This is a genomic window from Streptomyces sp. ISL-43 (genome assembly GCF_018614195.1).
In the GTDB taxonomy this organism is placed as follows: Bacteria; Actinomycetota; Actinomycetes; order Streptomycetales; family Streptomycetaceae; genus Streptomyces.
In genome coordinates, this window is the sequence record NZ_JAGGOT010000013.1 from 174,582 (window position 1) to 194,621 (window position 20,040).

Consider the following 20,040-nt stretch of genomic DNA (forward strand, 5'->3'; position numbering starts at 1 on the left):
GGTCGGTAAACGGTGTGCCCGGTGCGGCGAAACGAAGCCGCACGAGGACTTTGCGTCGAACCGGGGCATGCGTGACGGCCTGCAGTGTTACTGCAGGCCGTGCGCAGCCGAGTATCACCAGCAGCGCCAGAAATCCAAGGGCAAGAACGTGCGCCCACGGGTTATCGCACCAGAGGGACACAAATACTGTCGGCGATGCCGGGAGATCAAGCCGCACTCCGAATGGGACAAGAACAAGGCGGCGTCGGACGGCCTCTCCACGCGGTGCAAGGCCTGCCGCGCCATCGAAGGCCGGGCGAATCACCTCAAGCGTGCGTATGGCATGACCGAGGCCGATCGTGACGAAATGATCGCGGCTCAGGGCGGGGTCTGCTGTATCTGCCTGAAGGCTCCGGCCGTGCATGTGGATCATTGCCACGCGACGGGTAAGGTCCGTGGCGTACTTTGCTTCAACTGCAACACGGCCATCGGCAAGTTGGGGGACGATCCCGACGCCGCTCGTCGGGTCGTTTCATACTTGGAGGGACACGCGTGGAAGCCAACAATCGTGGCACAGGGCGTCTACCGGCAGCCTTCCTGACGCCGGGGTCCTCGTCCTTCATGGACTTCTTGGGCGCGCACCAGCCCGAGATGCTGCCGGGCAATCGCAAGCTGCCTGACGGGGTCATCGAGGCGCCGCACGGGACGACCATCGTGGCCGCCACCTTCCCCGGAGGGGTCGTGCTCGCCGGTGACCGGCGGGCGACCATGGGGAACATGATCGCGCAGCGGGACATCGAGAAGGTGTTCCCGGCGGACGAGTACTCCGCCGTCGGCATCGCCGGCACCGCGGGTCTGGCCGTGGAGATGGTGAAGCTGTTCCAGCTGGAGCTGGAGCACTTCGAGAAGGTGGAGGGGGCGACCCTGAGCCTTGAGGGCAAGGCGAACCGCCTGTCGACCATGATCCGGAGCAATCTGGGCATGGCCATGCAGGGGCTGGCCGTCGTACCGCTCTTCGCCGGGTGGGACGAGGGCAAGGAGAGGGGCCGGATCTTCTCCTACGACGTGACCGGCGGCCGCTCCGAGGAGCACGGCTTCGCCGCCACCGGATCGGGCTCGATCTTCGCCCGCGGCTCGATGAAAAAGCTGTTCCAGCCGGATCTGACGGAGGAGCAGGCCACCACGCTCGTCGTGCAGGCGCTGTACGACGCCGCCGACGACGACTCGGCGACGGGTGGGCCGGACCTCTACCGCCACATCTATCCCATCGTTACCGTCATGACCGAAGAGGGCTTCCGCAGGCTGAGCGACGCCGAGTCCTCGGAGCTGGCCCGCAAGATCACGAATCGTCGGCTGGAGCAGCCCGACGGCCCGCGCGCCGCCCTGCTCTGACCATCCGTCGCCCCGTAGGAGCCCAGAAGAAAGGGACGGACAGCCGGTGTCGACTCCGTTCTACGTCTCACCCCAGCAGGCCATGGCCGACCGGGCGGAATACGCCCGCAAGGGCATCGCCCGGGGCCGCAGCCTCGTTGTGATCCAGTACGCCGACGGCATCGTGTTCGTCGGCGAGAACCCGTCCCGCGCGCTGCACAAGTTCAGCGAGATCTACGACCGGATCGGCTTCGCGGCCGCCGGCAAGTACAACGAGTACGAGAACCTGCGGATCGGCGGCGTGCGCTATGCCGATCTGCGCGGATACACCTATGACCGTGACGATGTGACGGCCCGTGGGCTGGCGAACGTGTACGCGCAGACGCTGGGCACCATCTTTTCCTCGGCCGGCGAGAAGCCGTACGAGGTGGAGCTGGTCGTTGCCGAGGTCGGTGCGACGGCGGCGGGCGACCAGATCTACCGGCTGCCGCACGACGGTTCGATCGTGGACGAGCACGGTTCGGTGGCGGTCGGCGGCAACGCCGAGCAGATCAGTACCTTCCTCGATCAGCGGCACCAGGACGGGATGACCCTGTCCGAGGCGTTGAAGCTGGCGGTGCAGGCGCTGTCCAGTCAGGCGAACGGTGCGGACAAGTCGATTCCGGCGGAGCGGCTGGAGGTGGCGGTGCTGGACCGTACGCGGGCCCAGCAGCGCAAGTTCAAGCGGATCCGGGGCCGGCAGCTGTCGCGGTTGCTGGAGGCGGACGTTCCGGCGGCGGCTCAGGCGGATGCCGTGTCGAACGACGAGGCTCCCGACGAGGAAGCCGAGTAGTCGAGCGGTCGCACAGTCGACGAGAGCGCCCCTGGCCTTTGGCCGGGGGCGCTTTCGCGTTTCCCGGTTCAGGTGGTCGGTGCGGGGCCGGTGGAGTCGCGGACGACGAGTTCGACGGGGATGTCCTCGGCGGTCCACGGGGTGCCTTCGAGGACGGCGAGGAGGGCGGTCATGCCCTGTTCGCCGACGCGTTCGGCGGGGAGGCGGACGGTGGTGAGTTCCGGTTCGACGGCGAGGGCGAGGGCGAGGTCGTCGAAGCCCGTGACGGAGAGGTCGTCGGGGACGCGCAGGCCGAGGCGGCGGGCGGCCTTGCAGGCTCCGGCGGCGAGGACGTCGTCGTCGCAGACGATGGCGGTGGGGCGGGCTCCGGGGGCCCTGAGGGCGGCTTCGGTGGCCGTACGGGCGCCGTCGACGCTGAGGGGGGCCCGTACGGTGCGCAGCTCGGCGGAGGGTGCCAGGAGGGCGGCCAGGGCGTCGGCGCGGACGGTGAAGGTCCAGGAGCCGACGGCGGAGGCGAGGTGGAGGATGCGGCGGTGGCGGTGGGTCAGGAGGTGCTCGGTGACTTGGCGCATTCCGTCGGCGATGGCGAGGTTGACGTGGGCGGCGGCGTGGGCGGTGGGGTCGCTGTCGAGCATGACGAGGGGGAGTCCGTCGCCGCCGAGGGCTTCGAGGGCGTTCGCCGCCATGGAGGAGGCGATGACTCCGTCGAGGGCGGCGCGGGCGGAGGCGAAGGGGTCGCGGGCGGGGCCGGTGCCGTCGGGGGAGGGGTAGAGGACGACGCCGAAGCCGTGTTCGGCGGCGACGCGGGCGGCGCCGGTGTAGACGCGGGCGAAGAATTCGTTGGTGAGGGCGGGGACGACGAGGAGGGCGGTGCGGGTGGAGCCGAGGCGGAGGTTGCGGGCGGCGAGGTTGGGGCGGTAGCCGAGGTCGGTGGCGGTTTTGCGGACGGTGTCGGCGGTGCGTTCGGAGACGCGGCCGCGCCATTTGTCGCCGAGTACGAGGGAGACGGTGGCCTGGGAGACTCCGGCGGCGGTGGCCACGTCGCGGCTGGTGGGTCTCGTCACACGGTGCTCCTGTAGTGCGAGGTCACGGGGGTTCGGGGGGTGTGGGGGGTGTTGTGGTGTGGACCGTCGGGTTGTGGCCATGGTACGTATGACCCGTCACGTTATACGTATTACCCCGGCTGGATCCGGGCAGAAGGGGGCGGACATGGCCGCGGGTTACGCGGAGCTGCTCAGGACCCGGCATGCCGCGAGGCTGCTGGTGGGCACGCTCATAGGCCGGCTGCCGAACGGCACCGGACCGATCGCGATCGTGCTGTTCACCCGGGCCGGGGGCGGCAGCTACAGCCTCGCCGGGGCGCTGGCGGCGGCGTACGGGCTGGCCAACGCGGTGGGGCAGCCGCTGCTGGGCCGGGCGGTGGACCTCTACGGGCAGCCGCGGGTGCAGCTGCCGGCGGCGGTGGTCTCGGCGCTGGGGATGGTGTGGCTGGCGCTGGCCGGCACGGGTTCGGTGGCGGTGGCGTACGGGGCGGTCGTGGTCGCGGGGCTGTTCACACCGCCGCTGGAGGGCGGGCTGCGCGCGCTGTGGCCGGGGGTGCTGGGGCACAAGGAGGAGCGGGTGCACGCGGCGTACGCGATGGACGCGGTGGCCCAGGAGGTCATGTTCACGGTCGGTCCGCTGCTGGTGACGCTCTTCGTCGCGCTGTGGGATCCGGCGGCGGCGCTGCTGGTGATCAATGCGATCGGTGTGCTGGGGGCGCTGTCGGTCGTGGTGTCCGAGCCGTCCCGTACGTGGCGTTCGGCGCCGCGCGAGGCGCACTGGCTGGGGGCGTTGCGCTCGCGCGGGCTGCTGGCGCTGCTGGGTGCCTTCTTCTTCGTGGGGACGGCGCTCGGGTCGATCACGGTGGCGGGTGTGGCGTATGCCGACGAGCACGGCGGCCAGGCGGTCTACGGCTGGCTGATGGCGGCGCTGGGCCTGGGTGCGCTGGCGGGCGGTGTGGTCTACGGCGCCCGGCAGTGGCCGGGAGCTCCGGAGCGGCGGCTGCGGCTGCTGGTGGCGTTGCTGGCGGTGTGTTACCTGCCGCTGATGCTGGTGCCGGGTCCGGTGGTGATGACGGCGTTCGCGGCGCTCGCGGGGGTGTTCCTGGCTCCGGCGCTTGCCTGTGCGTTCATCGTGGTGGACCGGCACGCGCCGGCGGGGACGGTGACGGAGGCGTTCTCCTGGCTGGTGACCTTCTTCGGGGTGGGTGCGGCGATCGGTACGGCGGCGGCGGGTCCGTCGGTGGAGGCGGGTGGCACGGCGACTGGTTTCGCGGTGGCGTGTGTGGCCGGGGCGGCCGCGCTGCTGGTGCTGATGGTCACTCAGCAAGTGCTGGCGCGGCGGGTCGGGGCGCCTCCGGTGGCGGGCTCCGGGGCGGGCTCCGCGGGAGGCTCTTCGGAGGGCTCTCGGGAAAATGATCGAAACGACGCTCGCGAACTCGGTTTCAGAACAGAGCAGAAGGCGTAATGTTCAGTCATGGACCGCCGCATTTTCGGGCTGGAGAACGAGTACGGCGTCACGTGCACGTTCAGGGGACAGCGCCGACTGTCTCCTGACGAAGTGGCGCGCTACCTCTTCCGCCGTGTTGTGTCATGGGGCCGCAGCAGCAATGTCTTCCTGCGGAACGGCGCCCGCCTCTACCTCGACGTGGGTTCGCATCCGGAGTATGCAACTCCCGAATGCGACAACCTGATCGAACTGGTCACCCACGACAAGGCCGGCGAGCGCATTCTCGAAGGCCTGCTCGTCGATGCCGAACGCCGCCTGCACGAGGAGGGAATCGCGGGCGACGTCTATCTGTTCAAGAACAACACCGACTCGGCGGGCAACTCGTACGGCTGCCACGAGAACTATCTGGTGGCGCGGCACGGGGAATTCTCCCGGCTGGCGGACATTCTCATCCCGTTCCTCGTGACGCGGCAGCTGATCTGCGGCGCGGGCAAGGTGCTGCAGACGCCCCGGGGCGCGGTCTACTGCGTCAGCCAGCGGGCCGAGCACATCTGGGAGGGCGTCAGCTCGGCCACGACGCGCTCGCGGCCGATCATCAACACGCGCGACGAGCCGCACGCGGACGCCGAGCGCTACCGGCGCCTGCACGTCATCGTGGGCGACTCGAACATGTCCGAGACGACCATGCTGCTGAAGGTCGGGGCGACCGATCTGGTGCTGCGCATGATCGAGGCGGGCACGGTGATGCGGGACCTGACGCTGGAGAACCCGATCCGGGCGATCCGCGAGGTCAGCCACGACATCACGGGTCAGCGCAAGGTGCGTCTGGCGAGCGGCCGGGAGGCATCCGCGCTGGAGATCCAGCGGGAGTACTACGACAAGGCGGTGGACTTCGCCGAGCGCCGGGGGATCCGTACCGGTGTCGTGGACCAGGTGCTGGAGCTGTGGGGCCGTACCCTCGACGCGATCGAGGCGGAGGACCTGGACCGGATCGGGACCGAGATCGACTGGGTGATGAAGTACCAGCTGATCGAGCGGTACCGGGCCAAGCACAACATGACGATGTCGAATCCGCGGGTGGCTCAGATAGACCTCGCCTATCACGACATCCACCGCCGGCGCGGGCTGTACTACCTGCTGGAGCGCAAGGGGCAGGCGGCGCGGATCTGCAACGACCTGAAGATCTTCGAGGGCAAGTCGGTGCCTCCGCAGACGACGAGGGCGCGGCTGCGGGGCGACTTCATCCGCCGGGCGCAGGAGCAGCGGCGGGACTTCACGGTCGACTGGGTGCATCTGAAGCTCAACGACCAGGCGCAGCGGACCGTGCTGTGCAAGGACCCGTTCCGGTCGGTGGACGACCGGGTGGAGAAGCTGATCGCGGGGATGTAGGGCGCCTTCTGGCGTGGTGTGACATCGCACTGATCTTGGGCAGGGCCTCGTACGGATCTCGTACGGGGCCCTGTGCACGGCTTAGAGTGGCGACGACCGCCCAGCCGTCTGAGATCTGAGGAACACGTGCGCCGACTTGCCGGCCTGCTTGTCGTACCCCTTCTGCTGCTGTCGACAGCAGCGTGTGGCGACAGCGGCTCCGACTCCGCCCAGATGAAGAACGGGGCGCCCGCGATCACGAAGGGCGCCAAGTTCGGGGAAGCACCCACCCTGTCGCAGGGGAAGGGCACCCCGCCGAAGGAACTGAAGGTCGTGACCATCAGCGAGGGCGACGGCCCGGCGTTGAAGAAGGGCGATGTCGCCCAGGTCAACTACCTCGGCCAGGTGTGGGACGGCAAGGAGCCGTTCGACCAGAGCTTCGGCAAGGACAAGCCGTTCGATGTCACCATCGGTGCCGGCCAGGTCATCAAGGGCTGGGACCAGGGCCTTGAGGGCAAGAAGGTCGGCAGCCGCCTGGAGCTCGTGATTCCGCCGGACCTCGGCTACGGCGAGCAGGGCTCGGGCGACAAGATCAAGCCGAACGCGACGCTGGTCTTCGTCGTGGACATCGTCAAGGGCACCTCCATCCCGGCCTCGGCCAAGGGCAAGGAGGTCGCGCAGGACGACAAGGACCTGCCCAAGGTCGGTACGAACACGGACGGCAAGGAAGTCTCCGTGGCCGTCCCGAAGGACGTCACGCCGCCGGCCAAGCTCGTCTCGAACTACGTCCTGGAGGGCGACGGCGCCGCGGTCAAGGACACCGACAACGTCGTGGTCAAGTTCAACGGCAAGACGTGGAAGGACGACAAGACCTTCGAAAGCACGTACGCCACGGACCAGTCCGTGACGTGGCCGATGAGCCAGCTTTCGGTCAAGGGTCTCAAGGAAGGCCTGACCGGCAAGAAGATCGGCAGCCGCATCCTGCTGGTCATCCCGCCGGACGTGGGCTTCGGCGACAAGGACCAGGGCACCATCCCGGCGAACTCGACGCTGGTCTTCAGCCTCGACATCCTCGCCGTGATGTAAGACTGTCCCGGTTGTCCCCTTTCTGTTCGTAAGTTTTTGAGGAGCAGTTCCGTGAGCGACAAGCTCGAGAAGCCCGAGATCGACTTCCCCGAGGGCCCGGTCCCCACCGACCTCGTCATCGAGGACATCTGGGTCGGCGACGGCGCCGAGGCCAAGGCGGGTTCCCGCGTTTCCGTCCACTACGTGGGCGTGGCCTTCTCCACCGGTGAGGAGTTCGACGCCTCCTGGGGTCGCGGCGCCCCGCTGCAGTTCCAGCTCGGTGTCGGCCAGGTCATCTCCGGATGGGACCAGGGCGTCCAGGGCATGAAGGTCGGCGGCCGTCGCAAGCTGACGATCCCGGCCCACCTCGCGTACGGCGACCGTGGTGCCGGCGGCGCCATCGCGCCGGGCGAGACGCTGATCTTCGTGTGCGACCTCATGGGCGCCTGATCAGTCCGTCGTGAAGCCGTGGGGCCCCTGCCGTGAGGCGGGGGCCCTCGCTTTTGCCCTGGACCACCGGGGCGGTACGGTCAGCGGTCACGAGGGTGTACGCGGGGCACGACTCGAAGGTCTAGAAGGGCGGATGGGCGTCGATGGCGATTGCCAAGGCCGAGCGGCTGATGAATCTGGCGCTGTGTCTGCTGGGGACGCGCCGGCCGCTCAGCAAGCGCGAACTGCGCGGTTCCATCGAGGCGTACATGGAAGCCGGGAACGACGAGTCCTTCAACCGGATGTTCGAGCGGGACAAGGACGATCTGCGGGAGCTCGGCCTCGTCATCGAGACCGTCGAGAACCTGGACGGCGAGACCGGATACCTGGCCCGCCGCGACTCCAACAGGCTGCCGCCCGTCGCGCTCGACGCCGAGGAGGCCGCGGCCCTCGGGCTCGCGGCCAAGGTCTGGCAGCAGGCGCGCCTCGCCGGGGCCGCCAGCGGCGCCCTGCAGAAGCTGCGCGCCGGCGGCATGCCGGAGGCCTCCGACCCGTACGAGGGCCAGCACAGTGCCATCGAGCCCCGGATCCCGGTCCACGAGGCGGCCTTCGAGCCGCTGATGCTGGCCTGCCGCGACCGGCGCCCGGTGGTCTTCGACTACCGCAAGTCCACCGCCGCCCGCCCCGAAACCCGCCAGGTCGAGCCGTGGGCCCTGGAGTGCTGGCGCGGCCACTGGTACCTGGCGGGCTTCGACCGCGACCGGGGGGCGGAACGCGTGTTCCGGCTCTCGCGCATCACGGGCAAGGTCCGCTCGCGGGCCGCCGCGTACACCGCCGAGGTCCCGGACGTGGTGACCGTACGGGAGACCGTGGCGAGCTGGGCCGGGGAGAGCGCGGACCGCTCCGCGCGGATCCGGCTGCGCGCCGGGGCCGGCTACCCGCTGCGGGCCAAGGCCACCGCCGTGAGCGAGAGCGCGGGCGGGGAGGGCTGGGACGAGCTGGAGATCCCGTACGGGCACGGGCTGGACGCGTGGCTGGTGGAGTTCGGCCCCGATGTCGTCGTGCTGGAGCCGGCCGACCTGCGGGCCGACGTCGTGGACCGGCTGCGTGCCGTGGCCAAGGGCTGAGCGGACCGGGCAGGACCGCGGACGGCGCGCGAGAGCGTGCGGCCGCGGCGAACCGCGCGGGACGTGCACGGCCGCGCAAGACCAGTGAGCAACGCCCTGAGGGGGAGACGTACCAGCATGGCTGCCAACGCCATCGACCAGACGCGCCGGATGCTGTCCCTGGTGACCTACCTGCGCGAGCGCCCGGGGGCGCACGTCGCCGACGTGGCCCGCGCCTTCGGGATCACCGAGGACGAGCTGATCTCGGACCTCGACGTGCTCCCCATGTGCGGGACCAGCTTCCGGGGCGGGGACCTGCTCGACATCGACACCGACGGGGAGCGCATCTGGTGGCGCAATCCCGACGCCTCGGGGGAGTCGACCGCCGAGCCGCTGCGCCTGGCCGCCGACGAGGCGACCGCGCTGCTGGTGGCCGCCCGCGCGGTGGCCACCTTGCCCGGGCTGCGCGAGAGCGACCGCGACGCCCTGCTGCGGGCCACCGCCAAGCTGGAGGCGGCGGCCGGCGAGGCGGCCGGGGCCAGCTCCCGGCTGTCGGTGACCTTCGAGTCCGAGGGCGGGGTCTTCGCCGATGTGGACCGGGCCATCGCGGAGCGGCGCCGGGTGTGGCTGCGCTACTACTCGCCGGCGCGCGACGAGCTGACCGAGCGGATCGTCGACCCGATCCGGCTGTTCGCGGTCGGGCACACCTACATGGAGGGGTGGTGCCACCTCTCGGAGGCGCGGCGCACCTTCCGGCTGGACCGGGTCGCGGAGATCCGGCTGCTCGACGAGCGCTCCGACCCGCCGGCGATCGAGCCCCGGGACCTGTCGGTGGGGCTGGTGCAGCCGGCCGCAGAGGACCCGGAGGTCGTGGTCGAGGTCGGCCCGGGCGGGCGCTGGGTCGCCGAGTACTACCCGCACGACAGTGCCGAGGAGCTGCCCGAGGGCGGCCTGCGGATCACCCTGCGCAGCCCCGACCCCGCCTCGCTGCGCCGCCTCGCGCTGCGCCTGGGCCGCGAGGGGCGCATCGTGGCCCCCGTGGAGCTGGCGGACAGCGCGCGGCAGGCGGCCCGGGAGGCGCTCGCCGCGTACGAGAACACGGCGGCCGGGGAACAGGGCTGAGGGGGCCGCGGGTGATGTCGCCGACGTCGGGGCCGCCGGAAGTGCCCGCCGAGTCCGGTCCCGGGGCGCCGGTCGCTTTCAAGGCGGCCTGTCCGGACTGCTGCGCCCGCTTCGAGCTGGACGCGGGCGCCCTGCGCCTGGCCATCGGCGGCAGCCGGCGGGCCACCTTCTACTCCTTCACCTGCCCCGAGTGCGGTGTCCAGGTCCGCAAGCCCGCCGGCGAGCGGATCGTGGAGCTGCTGACGGGTGGAGGCGTGAGCACCCTGCGCAGCGTCTGAGGCGGGCGGTGGCCTAGGCTCTTCCCATGCTGTGGCCGATGCTCGCAATCGCTCTGGGTTTCCTGGGGCTCGCCGTCCTCGCCGTCCTCGCGGTACGGGTCTTCGTGGAGGTGCGCAGGCTGTCCGGGCAGGTCGCGGACGCGGGCCGCCGGATCGCGGACGCCTCCGGTGACCTGGAGCGGGCCGCGGCCGATCTGGCCAGGTCCGGGCGGTCCGCGCGGCCCTAGGGCGGGGCCGCGGGCCGGGGCCATAGCCATGGTGGGACAACCGCCGTACTGTCGGTCCACGCAAGCGGTGATACCCCGGGGGATTGCCCGGCGTTAACCCCCGGGGGTTACGATCCATGTCAGAGCGGCTCACGGATCTAGGTCCCGGCCGCCTCGCCACCACAACCAGCCGTTTCGGTGAGAAGGAAGACACACATGATCGGCAACCTGAAGCCCCTCGAGATCCTCCTGATCGTCGCCGTGATCTTCCTGCTGTTCGGTGCCAAGAAGCTTCCCGACATGGCCCGCTCGCTCGGCAAGTCCGCCCGCATCCTCAAGAGCGAGGCGAAGGCGATGAAGAAGGAGGGCGAGGCGGAGGACGCTTCCGCCGCCTCCACCGCTTCCTCCGTCGCCGACCAGGCCCCGCAGCAGGCGGCCCCGCGCACCATCCAGGCCTCGCCCGGTGACGTCACCAGCGCGCGGCCGGTCAGCGAGCCCAACCACACCACCCAGAGCTGACTCCGGCCGCCCTAGGTCGCGCCAGTCATCTGCATCGAGACAAGGGACGTGGGTTGCTCAAGTCTGCCCGCAAGCAGGAGAAGACGGACCAGAAGGCAAAGGACGCCGAAGGGCGCATGCCTCTTGTCGAGCACCTGCGTGAGCTGAGAAACCGGCTGATGAAGGCGGTCCTTGCGGTCCTCGTGATCACCGCCGTGGCCGCGTTCTTCTACAAGGACCTCATCGACTTCATGATGAAGCCGATCCTGGACTCCGTCGGCTGCACCAACGGCGTGGTCGAGCAGCGCAACGGCCATCCCTGTGCCGACATGACGGTCAACGGCCTCATCGCGCCGTTCTCCATCGCCCTGAAGGTCTCGCTCACCGCCGGTGTGGTGCTCTCCGCGCCGGTGTGGCTCTACCAGCTGTGGGCCTTCGTGGCCCCGGGTCTGCACAGTCACGAGAAGAAGTACGCCGTGGGCTTCGTGGCGGTCGGCGCTCCGCTGTTCGGCGCGGGCGCGGTCCTCGCGTACAAGGTCCTGCCGCAGACCGCGGTGATCCTTCTGGAGTTCACCCCCGAGAACGCGCGCAACCTGCTGCCGGTCGACGACTACCTCGACCTGATCACGCGCATGGTCCTCGTCTTCGGCCTGGCCTTCGAGCTGCCGCTGCTGCTGATCCTGCTCAACTTCACCGGGGTGCTGACCGCGAAGCGGCTCGGGGGCTGGTGGCGCGCCATGGTGCTGGGCATCACGGTCTTCGCCGCCTTCGCGACGCCCACCGGTGACCCGCTGACCATGCTGGCGCTGGCCGCGCCGATCGTCACCCTGTACTTCATCGCGCTGGGCATCTGCCTGGTCAACGACCGCCGGCGGGCGCGCGGCAACCCCGACGCGGACCTCGACGACGACGAGGCCGCCGAGCTGGACCTGACCCCGGCGGCCCTCGGCGAGATCGAGCCCGTGGCGGCTTCGGGCGCCCTGCCCGGGCAGGACGACGGCGGCCGTCAGCGGATCAACGGCTACGACGACGCCACCTGACCCGGCGGGGTAGATTCCCGTGCGTGAGTGCTGAGATCACCCTCTTCGTCAATCCCACCGCCGGACGCGGCCGGGGCGCGCACGCCGCGCAGCCGGCCGCTTCCGCGCTCCGGGACGCGGGTTTTTCCGTACGGACCGTCGTGGGCGCGGATGCCCCCGACGCGCTGGAGCGGCTGCGCGGAGCCGTCCGGGGCGGCACCGGCGCGGTCGTCGCGCTCGGCGGCGACGGCATGGTCTCCCTGGCGCTGCAGGCGCTCGCCGGGACCCTGGTACCCCTCGGGGTGGTCGCGGTGGGCACCGGGAACGACTTCGCACGGGCCATGGGGCTGCCCGTGGGGGATCCCGCGCGCGCGGGGCGGCTGGCCGCCGAGGTGCTCAAGGAGGGCGGGGTCCGCGAGATCGACCTCGGCCGGGTCGGCGGGGGCACCTGGTACGGGACCGTGCTGTGCTCGGGCTTCGACTCGCGGGTCAACGACCGGGGCAACCGGATGCGGCTGCCGTTGGGGAAGTTCAAGTACGACCTGGCCATCGCGCTGGAGCTCGCCGCCTTCCGGCCCTTCCCGTACCGGATCACCCTCGACGACGGCCCGCCATCGAGACCGAGGCCACGCTGGTGGCCGTCGGCAACGGCTCCTCCTACGGCGGCGGTATGCGCATCTGCGCGGACGCGCGGCCGGACGACGGCCTGTTCGACGTCACCGTCGTCGGGGACTGCAGCCGGACGACTCTGCTGAAGGTCTTCCCGCAGGTCTACAAGGGGACCCATCTCGGCCACCCGAAGGTCACCGTCCACCGGGCCGCGAAGGTGACCCTGGAGGCGGCCGGCAGCACGGCCTACGCGGACGGCGAGCCGCTGGGACCACTGCCGGTGACCGCCCACTGCGTCCCCGGGGCCTTGCGGCTCCTGGCGTAGGACGACTGAGCGGGGCGGGAGCACGGTCCTTCGGGGGATGCCGAAGAACGGCGTAGGACGGTCGGAGCTCGTCATAAAGATCGCGACTGTTGTCAGAGGCGGCGGGTAGGCTCGAAGACAAGATGACCGAAGAACTCTCTCCCGCCGAGCGGTACGCCGCTGCCCGGATCCGCGCCGCCGAAGAGGCCACCGCCCTGGCCCCCTTCCGCGAGATGTACGAATTCGATCTGGATCCGTACCAGATCGAGGCCTGCAAGGCACTGGAGGCCGGCAAGGGCGTCCTGGTGGCCGCCCCGACCGGCTCGGGCAAGACGATCGTCGGCGAGTTCGCCGTGCACCTGGCCCTGCAGCAGGGCCGCAAGTGCTTCTACACGACGCCCATCAAGGCCCTGTCGAACCAGAAGTACGCCGATCTCGCCAAGCGCTACGGGGCCGACAAGGTCGGCCTGCTCACCGGTGACAACAGCGTCAACTCCGAGGCTCCCGTGGTCGTCATGACCACCGAGGTGCTCCGCAACATGCTGTACGCGGGCTCGCAGTCGCTGACCGGCCTCGGCTACGTCGTGATGGACGAGGTCCACTACCTTTCCGACCGGTTCCGCGGAGCCGTCTGGGAGGAAGTGATCATCCACCTTCCGGAGTCGGTGACCCTGGTCTCGCTCTCCGCCACCGTCTCCAACGCCGAGGAGTTCGGCGACTGGCTCGACACCGTGCGCGGCGACACCGAGGTGATCGTCTCCGAGGAGCGGCCCGTACCGCTGTGGCAGCACGTCATGGCCGGCCGGCGCATCTACGACCTCTTCGAGGAGGAGTCCGACCACGGCGGCCGCGGCTCCGCGCGCCGCGAGGTCAACCCCGACCTGCTGCGGATGGCGCGCGAGGAGAACACCAGCCGGTACAACCCGAAGGACCGGCGGCGCGGAAAGATGGTCCGCGAGGCCGACCGCGAGCGCGAGCGGCGCTTGCGCGGCCGGATCTGGACGCCCTCGCGGCCCGAGGTCATCGCCCGCCTGGAGGGTGACGGGCTGCTGCCCGCCATCAACTTCATCTTCAGCCGGGCCGGCTGCGAGGCCGCCGTCCAGCAGTGCCTGTACGCGGGCCTGCGGCTCAACGACGACGCCGCGCGCCTGAAGGTGCGCGAGATCGTCGAGGAGCGGACCGCGTCCATCCCCACCGAGGACCTGCACGTCCTGGGGTACTACGAATGGCTCGAAGGCCTGGAGCGGGGCATCGCCGCGCACCACGCGGGCATGCTGCCCACCTTCAAGGAGGTCGTCGAGGAGCTGTTCGTCCGGGGCCTGGTGAAGGCCGTCTTCGCCACCGAGACCCTGGCGCTCGGCATCAACATGCCGGCGCGCACGGTGATCCTGGAGAAGCTCGTCAAGTGGAACGGCGAGCAGCACGCCGACATCACCCCCGGTGAGTACACGCAGCTCACCGGGCGGGCCGGGCGGCGCGGCATCGACGTCGAGGGCCACGCGGTGGTGCTGTGGCAGCGGGGCATGGACCCGGCGGCCCTGGCCGGGCTCGCGGGTACCCGTACGTATCCGCTGCGCTCCAGCTTCAAGCCCTCGTACAACATGGCCGTCAACCTGGTCCAGCAGTTCGGGCGGCACCGCTCGCGCGAACTGCTGGAGACCTCCTTCGCGCAGTTCCAGGCCGACCGCTCGGTCGTCGGGATCTCGCGGCAGGTGCAGCGCAACGAGGAGGGCCTGGAGGGCTACCGGGAGGGCATGACCTGCCACCTCGGCGACTTCGAGGAGTACGCGCGGCTGCGCCGCGACCTCAAGGACCGTGAGACCGACCTGGCCAAGCAGGGCGCGGCCCAGCGCCGGGTGCAGGCGGCCAGTTCGCTGGAGAAGCTCAAGCCGGGCGACGTCATCCACGTGCCGACCGGGAAGTTCGCCGGGCTCGCCCTGGTCCTGGACCCGGGCATGCCGGCCGGGCGGGCCAACGGGCACCGCGGGTACGAGTACGCCGAGGGCCCGCGTCCGCTGGTGCTCACCGTGGAGCGGCAGGTCAAGCGGCTCGCCGCGATCGACTTCCCGGTGCCGGTCGAGGCCATCGAGCGGATGCGGATCCCCAAGACGTTCAACGCGAAGTCCCCGCAGTCCCGTCGGGACCTGGCGTCCCAGCTGCGGACCAAGGCAGGGCACCTCACGGTCGAGCGCAAGGGGCGGGGCCGGGCGGCCGCGGCCGACGACCGGGAGATCGCGCGGCTGCGCACCGAGCTGCGGGCGCATCCGTGCCACGGCTGCGACGAGCGCGAGGACCACGCCCGCTGGGCGGAGCGCTACCACCGGCTCCAGCGGGACACGCAGCAGCTGGAGCGGCGCATCGAGGGCCGGACGAACACCATCGCCCGTACCTTCGACCGGATCCACTCGCTGCTCACGGAGCTGGACTACCTGCGCGAGGGAGAGGTCACCCCGCACGGCCGGCGGCTCGCCCGGCTCTACGGAGAGCTCGACCTGCTGGCGTCCGAATGCCTGCGGGCCGGTGTCTGGGAGGGCCTGAGCCCGGCCGAACTGGCCGCCTGCGTCTCGGCGCTGGTCTTCGAGGCGCGGCAGTCCGACGACGCGGTGGCGCCGAAGGTGCCGGGCGGCGCGGCGAAGGTCGCGCTGGGCGAGATGGTCCGGATCTGGGGCCGGCTCGACGCGCTGGAGGAGGAGCACGGCATCAACCAGGCGGAGGGCGTGGGCCAGCGCGAGCCGGACCTCGGCTTCGCGTGGGCGGCCTACCAGTGGGCCTCCGACAGGAGCCTGGACGAGGTGCTGCGCGAGGCGGAGATGCCGGCCGGCGACTTCGTGCGCTGGTGCAAGCAGGTCATCGACGTGCTGGGGCAGGTGGCCGCCGCGGCGCCCTCCTCCTCCGCGCCGCCGTCCTCGGAGGGCGGCAGCACCGTGGCCCGCAACGCGCGCAAGGCGGTCGACGCGCTCCTTCGGGGTGTGGTGGCCTACAGCTCCGTCGGCTAATCGGATTTGGTGGTTCCTCCAAAAGCAGCCATGGCCGGATCTCATCTCTTGCCATGATCGATTCGACCTGTCCTGTGCGACGATCGGGCCATGACTGCGGGAACGGACGAAGGGCCGAGACGGGTCGGTCGGCCACGCGCCGATCAACTGCGACCGGCCAGCGGCCGGCCGCCGCGCGAGGAACTCCTCTACGCGGCGGCCGAGCTGTTCACGGTGAAGGGGTACGCGGCCACCACCACGCGGGCGGTGGCCGAACGGGCCGGAATGCGCCAGGCCACGATGTACCACTACTTCGGCGGCAAGGAGGAACTCCTCGCCGAGCTCCTGGAGTCCACGGTCGCCCCCTCCCTGGTGCTGGCCCGCCGGCTGCTCCTCGAAACGGACCGGCCCGCCACCCGCCGGCTGTGGGAACTGTGCCGCTCCGACGTGCTCCTGCTGTGCGGGGGGCCGTACAACCTCGGCGCGCTCTACCTGTTGCCCGAGGTCGGCGGGGCCCGGTTCGCCCACTTCCGCCTGATGCGCCTCGAACTCAAGGACGCCTACCGGGAGTTGCTCGACGGAACCTGCGTCGCAGCGGAACTCGCAGGAGACCGGGCCGGTTTGGCGCTCCGCAACGACCTGGTCTTCGGACTCATCGAAGGCGTCATGCTCATTCACCGCTCCGATCCGGCCCGCCCCGTGGCCGCCTTCGCGGAGGCCACCGCCGACGCGGCGCTGCGGATCGCGGGGATCGCGGAGACGGCGGGTTAGCCGGTCTCCGTCTCCGTCCCGGCCCGGGCCCCGGGCCGGGGGCCGGGGCCCGTCTCCCAGCCGGCCCGGTCGCTCCAGGCCCGCAGGGTCAGAGCGCTCTCCATCCGGTGCGCGATCCCGGTGACGGGGTCGGTGAACTCCAGCGTGCGGGCCAGAAGCTGCAGCGGGCGGCGGTAGTCGTCCGGCGCCGGATCGCCGACCACCGGATAGACGGGGTCGCCCAGGATCGGCAGGCCGAGGCTGTTCATGTGCACCCGCAGCTGGTGCGTGCGACCGGTGTGCGGAGTCAGCCGGTAGCGCCCCAGACCGTCCTTGACGCCGACGAGTTCGGCCAGCGTCTCGGCATTGGGCTCGGCGCCCTCGACCTCCACCGCCGCCATCACCCCGCGCACCTTCTCGATGTGGCTGCGCAGTGTGCGGGGGAACTCCACCGCCGGGTCGTGGGGCGCCAGCGCCTCGTACTCCTTGCGGATCCGCCGCTCCTGGAAGAGCAGCTGGTAGGCGCCCCGGTCCTCGGGGCGGATGCTGAACAGCACCAGCCCGGCGGTCATCCGGTCCAGCCGGTGCGCCGGGCTCAGCGCGGGCAGGCCGAGCTCCACCCGGAGCCGGGCCAGGGCCGTCTGGAAGACGTGGCTGCCGCGCGGGGTGGTGGCCAGGAAATGCGGTTTGTCGACCACCAGCAGATGCTCGTCGCGGTACACGACCCCGATCGGGAAGGGCACCACCGGCTCGACGGGCATGTCCCGGTGGAACCACAGGAAGGCGCCCGGCTCGTACGGGTCCCCGGCGCCCAGCACCCGCCCGCCGGCGCCCAGCACCCGGCCCTCCCGCAGCAGGCGGGCCATCGACTCGGCGCCGCGCGTGCCCTCGTAGCGCGCGGCGAGGTAGGAGCCGAGATCCGACCACGCACCCACCGGGTCGGGGGGCAGCCGCATGCGGACCGGATCGATGCCGGAGACCTGGGGCAGGGGCGCGGGAGGGATGTTGCGTTTCATCGGGGTCCACCCTAGGCGGCCGCGGCCGGACTACTGCCGGGTGAAGGTCCCCATGTGCCCGCCGTCCAGGTACTCGACGCGCAGGGTGTCGTCGGCGAAGGTCACCCCGGTGCGGCCGACGGCGTTCTCGCCGGCCGTCTCGAAGCTGAAGACGTCGCCGTCGTAGTGGGTGAGCGGGTAGGGCTCGGGCTTGGGCCCGAGGGAGAGGGTGAGGCCGCCGCCGTCGGGGTTCGCGGTGACGGTGGCTTTGCCGTAGTACGGGTTGTCGTACGTCCCCGTGTACGCGCTGTCGGCCTTGGCCGCCTTCGCGGCGGCCGGCGGGTGCGCGTAGTCGGTGGGGGAGCGGCCCGCTTCGTCGAGCTGGGCATAGAGGGCGGCGACCAGCGGGAGCCAGTCGGCGGTGGTCTTGCCGTGCTCGGCGAAGTCGAAGAAGTCGAGGGCCACGGCGTCGGCCACGCCGACGGGGGCGCCGTTGGTGAGGACGACGATGCCGAGCTCCTCCAGGGGGAGCATGGTGACGTTGGTGTTGGCGCCGAGTTCGAAGGCCCCGGAGTGGCTCAGGCGGACCCGGCCCGCGTCGTCGTAGGAGACGTTCCAGCCGAGAGCGTAGAAGCCGGTCTTGCCCGTGGCGTTCGCCGGCTGCGACACGATCTCGGGGAGGTGGGTCCGCGCGAGGGTGTCGGCCGGGATGATCCGCTTCCCGTCGAGCGTGCCGTCGCCCAGCTGGAGCCGCATCCAGCGGGCCATGTCGCGGGCGGTGGAACTGACCCCGCCGGCCGGTGCCTGGGCGTCCGGGTCGCGGACGAAGCGGGGGCTCCAGGTGCCGTCAGGGTTGCGGACGTGGGTGGCGGCGTGGTCGGGCGCCTCGTCGAAGGCGCTGAACTCGGTGCTGGTGTGCGTCATGCCGGCCGGCTTGAAGAGGGTGTCGTCGGCGAGCTTCTGCCAGCTGGTGCCCCGGGCCTTCGCGATGGCCTCGGCGGCGGCGGTGAAACCGAAGTTGGTGTAGGCGTAGCTCGCGCGGAACGCCGTGAGGGGCTCCAGGCGCAGGTGGTCCAGGACGTACGTCTGGTCGTAGCCGAGGTCTTCGAGGAGGTCACCGGCGTGGTCGGGGAGGCCGCTGCGGTGGGACAGGAGGTCGGCGGTGGAGACGTGGTCGGTGACCCACGGGTCCTTCAGCGCGAAGCCGGGAAGTTCCGCGCGCCGGTCGAAGTCGGCGGGTTCCTTGAGGACGCCCGCGACGACGGTGGAGGAGACCGGTTTGGAGAGGGAGGCGACCTGGAAGACGGTGTCCGGGCCGACGCTCTCCTTCTCGCCGACGCGGCGCAGGCCGAAGCCCTTGACGTAGACCACCTTGTCGTCGTGGACGACGGCGACGGAGACACCGGGGACACCGGTGGTGCGCATCATGTCGGTGACGGTCCGGTCGAGGCGGCGCACCGCCGCGTCGACCTGCTGGTCGCTGATCAGGGGTTTTGGCGTGGGCGGCGGGCTCGGTGCGGCCGTGGCCGTCCCGGCGGTCGCCAGGAGGGCGGCGACTCCGGCCGCCGTGAGGGCGCGGAGCTTACGCATGCCCTCATTGTGCCGCCGACCGGGTGACCCCGCTCGCGGGCCGCGGCCGCCGCCGGGGCCCCGCTCACGCCGCGTGGGGCCGCAAGGGCCCGGCCCCCTGCGGGCTCGGCGGCGCGTTCGAGCGGTGGGCCTGGCAGCGGGCTCGGCGGCGGGCCCGGCAGCGGGCTCAGTGGGAGGCGCCGACCGGTTCCTGCTCGGCTTCGACCTCCGCGTTCCAGTCGCGCTTGATCGCGCGCCAGCCCTCGTCCGTCTGGCCCAGGCGCCAGTAGCCGGAGATCGAGAGGCGCTCGCGCGGGATGTCCCGCTCGACGCGCAGGTAGCGGCGGAGGTTCTTGATGAAGCCGGCCTCGCCGTGGACGAAGGCGTGGACGTCCAAGGAGGGGAAGGCCAGTGCCCGGACGGCCTCGGTCAGGGCCTCGCCGATCGGGCGGGAGCCGCGGTGGACCCAGACCGGGACGATGCCGTCCGGCGTGGCGATCCGCAGCTCGTCCTGCGGGCCCTCGACCTCCACGAACGCGTGGACCTTCGCGCCGTAGGGCATCCGCTCCATCGCGGCGCCGATCGCCGGCAGGGCGCTCTCGTCGCCGACCAGGAGGTGCCAGCCGGCGAGCGGGTCCGGGGCGTAGGCGCCGCCCGGCCCGAGGAAGCGCACGAGTTCACCAGGTTGGACGCGGGCAGCCCAGGGGCCGGCCAGGCCCTCGTCGCCGTGGACCACGAAATCGAGGGTCAGCTCCAGGCGCGCCGGGTCCCAGGAGCGCACGGTGTACGCCCGCTGGCGCGGCCATTCCTCACGGGGATGGGCCGCCCGGATCTGCTCCAGGTCCCACGGGGAGGCGTAGTCGACGCCGTCCGGCGCGAACAGGATCTTCACGTAGTGGTCGGTGTACGCGCCCGCGCCGAATCCGGCCAGCCCGTCACCGCCCAGCACGATCCGCACCATGTGCGGGGTCAAGCGCTCGGTGCGCACGACGACCGCGGTGCCGACCTTGCGGGCGCGTCCTTCTGCCACGACGTCTCCCTGACTTTCCGACCCTGACTTCCGTGAAGCTTAGGA

The 20,040-nt window shown here is 71.0% G+C and carries 19 protein-coding genes and 1 pseudogene; 16 read left to right on the forward strand and 4 right to left on the reverse strand.

The window, feature by feature from the left end; translation table 11 throughout:
• Positions 1-67: 67 nt before the first annotated feature.
• The 3 genes from J7F03_RS08770 to prcA are packed head-to-tail and all read left to right on the forward strand — an operon-like array spanning position 68 to position 2,182.
• Positions 68-580: an endonuclease VII domain-containing protein gene (locus tag J7F03_RS08770; RefSeq protein WP_214948083.1), complete on the forward strand. Its 513-nt coding sequence runs from the start codon at positions 68-70 to the stop codon at positions 578-580.
• A complete protein-coding gene (gene prcB, locus J7F03_RS08775) occupies positions 532-1,371 on the forward strand; it encodes a proteasome subunit beta (RefSeq protein ID WP_214948084.1) in 840 nt (279 codons plus the stop codon). Before J7F03_RS08770 ends, prcB begins: the two co-directional genes overlap by 49 nt.
• A gap of 46 nt (positions 1,372-1,417) precedes the next feature.
• Positions 1,418-2,182, forward strand: a complete 765-nt coding sequence (gene prcA / locus J7F03_RS08780; protein WP_214948085.1) for a proteasome subunit alpha — start codon at positions 1,418-1,420, stop codon at positions 2,180-2,182.
• Positions 2,183-2,250: 68 nt separating this feature from the next.
• Here prcA and J7F03_RS08785 read toward each other — a convergent pair whose 3' ends face one another.
• On the reverse strand, positions 2,251-3,246 hold the full coding sequence (locus tag J7F03_RS08785) for a LacI family DNA-binding transcriptional regulator (RefSeq protein WP_308379248.1): 996 nt from the start codon (positions 3,244-3,246) through the stop codon (positions 2,251-2,253).
• Between the two features lie 145 nt (positions 3,247-3,391).
• Between J7F03_RS08785 and J7F03_RS08790 the strand changes: the two genes are divergently transcribed.
• The 13 genes and pseudogenes from J7F03_RS08790 (at position 3,392) to J7F03_RS08850 (ending at position 16,422) form a co-directional block, all read left to right on the forward strand.
• On the forward strand, positions 3,392-4,690 hold the full coding sequence (locus J7F03_RS08790) for an MFS transporter (RefSeq protein ID WP_214948087.1): 1,299 nt from the start codon (positions 3,392-3,394) through the stop codon (positions 4,688-4,690).
• Between the two features lie 9 nt (positions 4,691-4,699).
• The gene (pafA, locus tag J7F03_RS08795) at positions 4,700-6,061 is read left to right on the forward strand and encodes a Pup--protein ligase (RefSeq protein ID WP_214948088.1); all 1,362 of its coding nucleotides are present in this window, start codon (positions 4,700-4,702) and stop codon (positions 6,059-6,061) included.
• 126 nt (positions 6,062-6,187) lie between these two features.
• Positions 6,188-7,126, forward strand: a complete 939-nt coding sequence (locus J7F03_RS08800; protein WP_214948089.1) for an FKBP-type peptidyl-prolyl cis-trans isomerase — start codon at positions 6,188-6,190, stop codon at positions 7,124-7,126.
• A 51-nt stretch (positions 7,127-7,177) separates the two neighbouring features.
• The gene (locus tag J7F03_RS08805) at positions 7,178-7,555 is read left to right on the forward strand and encodes an FKBP-type peptidyl-prolyl cis-trans isomerase (RefSeq protein ID WP_214948090.1); all 378 of its coding nucleotides are present in this window, start codon (positions 7,178-7,180) and stop codon (positions 7,553-7,555) included.
• 143 nt (positions 7,556-7,698) lie between these two features.
• Complete coding sequence (locus tag J7F03_RS08810) at positions 7,699-8,661, forward strand: YafY family protein (protein WP_214948091.1); 963 nt, start codon at positions 7,699-7,701, stop codon at positions 8,659-8,661.
• 117 nt (positions 8,662-8,778) lie between these two features.
• Complete coding sequence (locus tag J7F03_RS08815) at positions 8,779-9,762, forward strand: YafY family protein (RefSeq protein WP_214948092.1); 984 nt, start codon at positions 8,779-8,781, stop codon at positions 9,760-9,762.
• Between the two features lie 14 nt (positions 9,763-9,776).
• On the forward strand, positions 9,777-10,040 hold the full coding sequence (locus J7F03_RS08820) for a CpXC domain-containing protein (protein ID WP_214948093.1): 264 nt from the start codon (positions 9,777-9,779) through the stop codon (positions 10,038-10,040).
• 26 nt (positions 10,041-10,066) lie between these two features.
• Positions 10,067-10,267, forward strand: coding sequence for a hypothetical protein (locus tag J7F03_RS08825; protein ID WP_214948094.1), 201 nt, complete (start codon positions 10,067-10,069; stop codon positions 10,265-10,267).
• A 195-nt stretch (positions 10,268-10,462) separates the two neighbouring features.
• The gene (gene tatA / locus J7F03_RS08830; protein ID WP_214948095.1) at positions 10,463-10,765 is read left to right on the forward strand and encodes a Sec-independent protein translocase subunit TatA; all 303 of its coding nucleotides are present in this window, start codon (positions 10,463-10,465) and stop codon (positions 10,763-10,765) included.
• A gap of 53 nt (positions 10,766-10,818) precedes the next feature.
• Positions 10,819-11,784: a twin-arginine translocase subunit TatC gene (gene tatC, locus J7F03_RS08835; RefSeq protein WP_214948096.1), complete on the forward strand. Its 966-nt coding sequence runs from the start codon at positions 10,819-10,821 to the stop codon at positions 11,782-11,784.
• Between the two features lie 23 nt (positions 11,785-11,807).
• A pseudogene (locus J7F03_RS08840) lies at positions 11,808-12,697 on the forward strand (diacylglycerol kinase).
• 122 nt (positions 12,698-12,819) lie between these two features.
• Positions 12,820-15,672 carry an RNA helicase gene (locus J7F03_RS08845; RefSeq protein WP_214948097.1) on the forward strand — a complete coding sequence of 951 codons (2,853 nt, stop codon included), beginning with the start codon at positions 12,820-12,822 and terminating at the stop codon, positions 15,670-15,672.
• 90 nt (positions 15,673-15,762) lie between these two features.
• Positions 15,763-16,422 (forward strand): TetR/AcrR family transcriptional regulator, encoded by a 660-nt coding sequence (locus J7F03_RS08850; RefSeq protein WP_214948098.1) that lies wholly within the window; start codon positions 15,763-15,765, stop codon positions 16,420-16,422.
• On the opposite strand, the gene J7F03_RS08855 is transcribed toward J7F03_RS08850, so the two are convergent.
• The 3 genes from J7F03_RS08855 to J7F03_RS08865 all read right to left on the reverse strand — a co-directional run bounded on the left by J7F03_RS08855 (position 16,419) and on the right by J7F03_RS08865 (position 19,995).
• Entirely contained in the window at positions 16,419-17,417 is a 999-nt protein-coding gene (locus J7F03_RS08855) for an RluA family pseudouridine synthase (RefSeq protein ID WP_214948099.1), read from the reverse strand. The two genes, J7F03_RS08850 and J7F03_RS08855, sit on opposite strands and share 4 nt — an antisense overlap.
• Before the next feature lie 30 nt (positions 17,418-17,447).
• A complete protein-coding gene (locus J7F03_RS08860) occupies positions 17,448-18,986 on the reverse strand; it encodes a serine hydrolase (protein WP_214948100.1) in 1,539 nt (512 codons plus the stop codon).
• Positions 18,987-19,152: 166 nt separating this feature from the next.
• Positions 19,153-19,995, reverse strand: coding sequence for a siderophore-interacting protein (locus J7F03_RS08865; protein WP_214948101.1), 843 nt, complete (start codon positions 19,993-19,995; stop codon positions 19,153-19,155).
• Between the last annotated feature and the right edge of the window lie 45 nt (positions 19,996-20,040).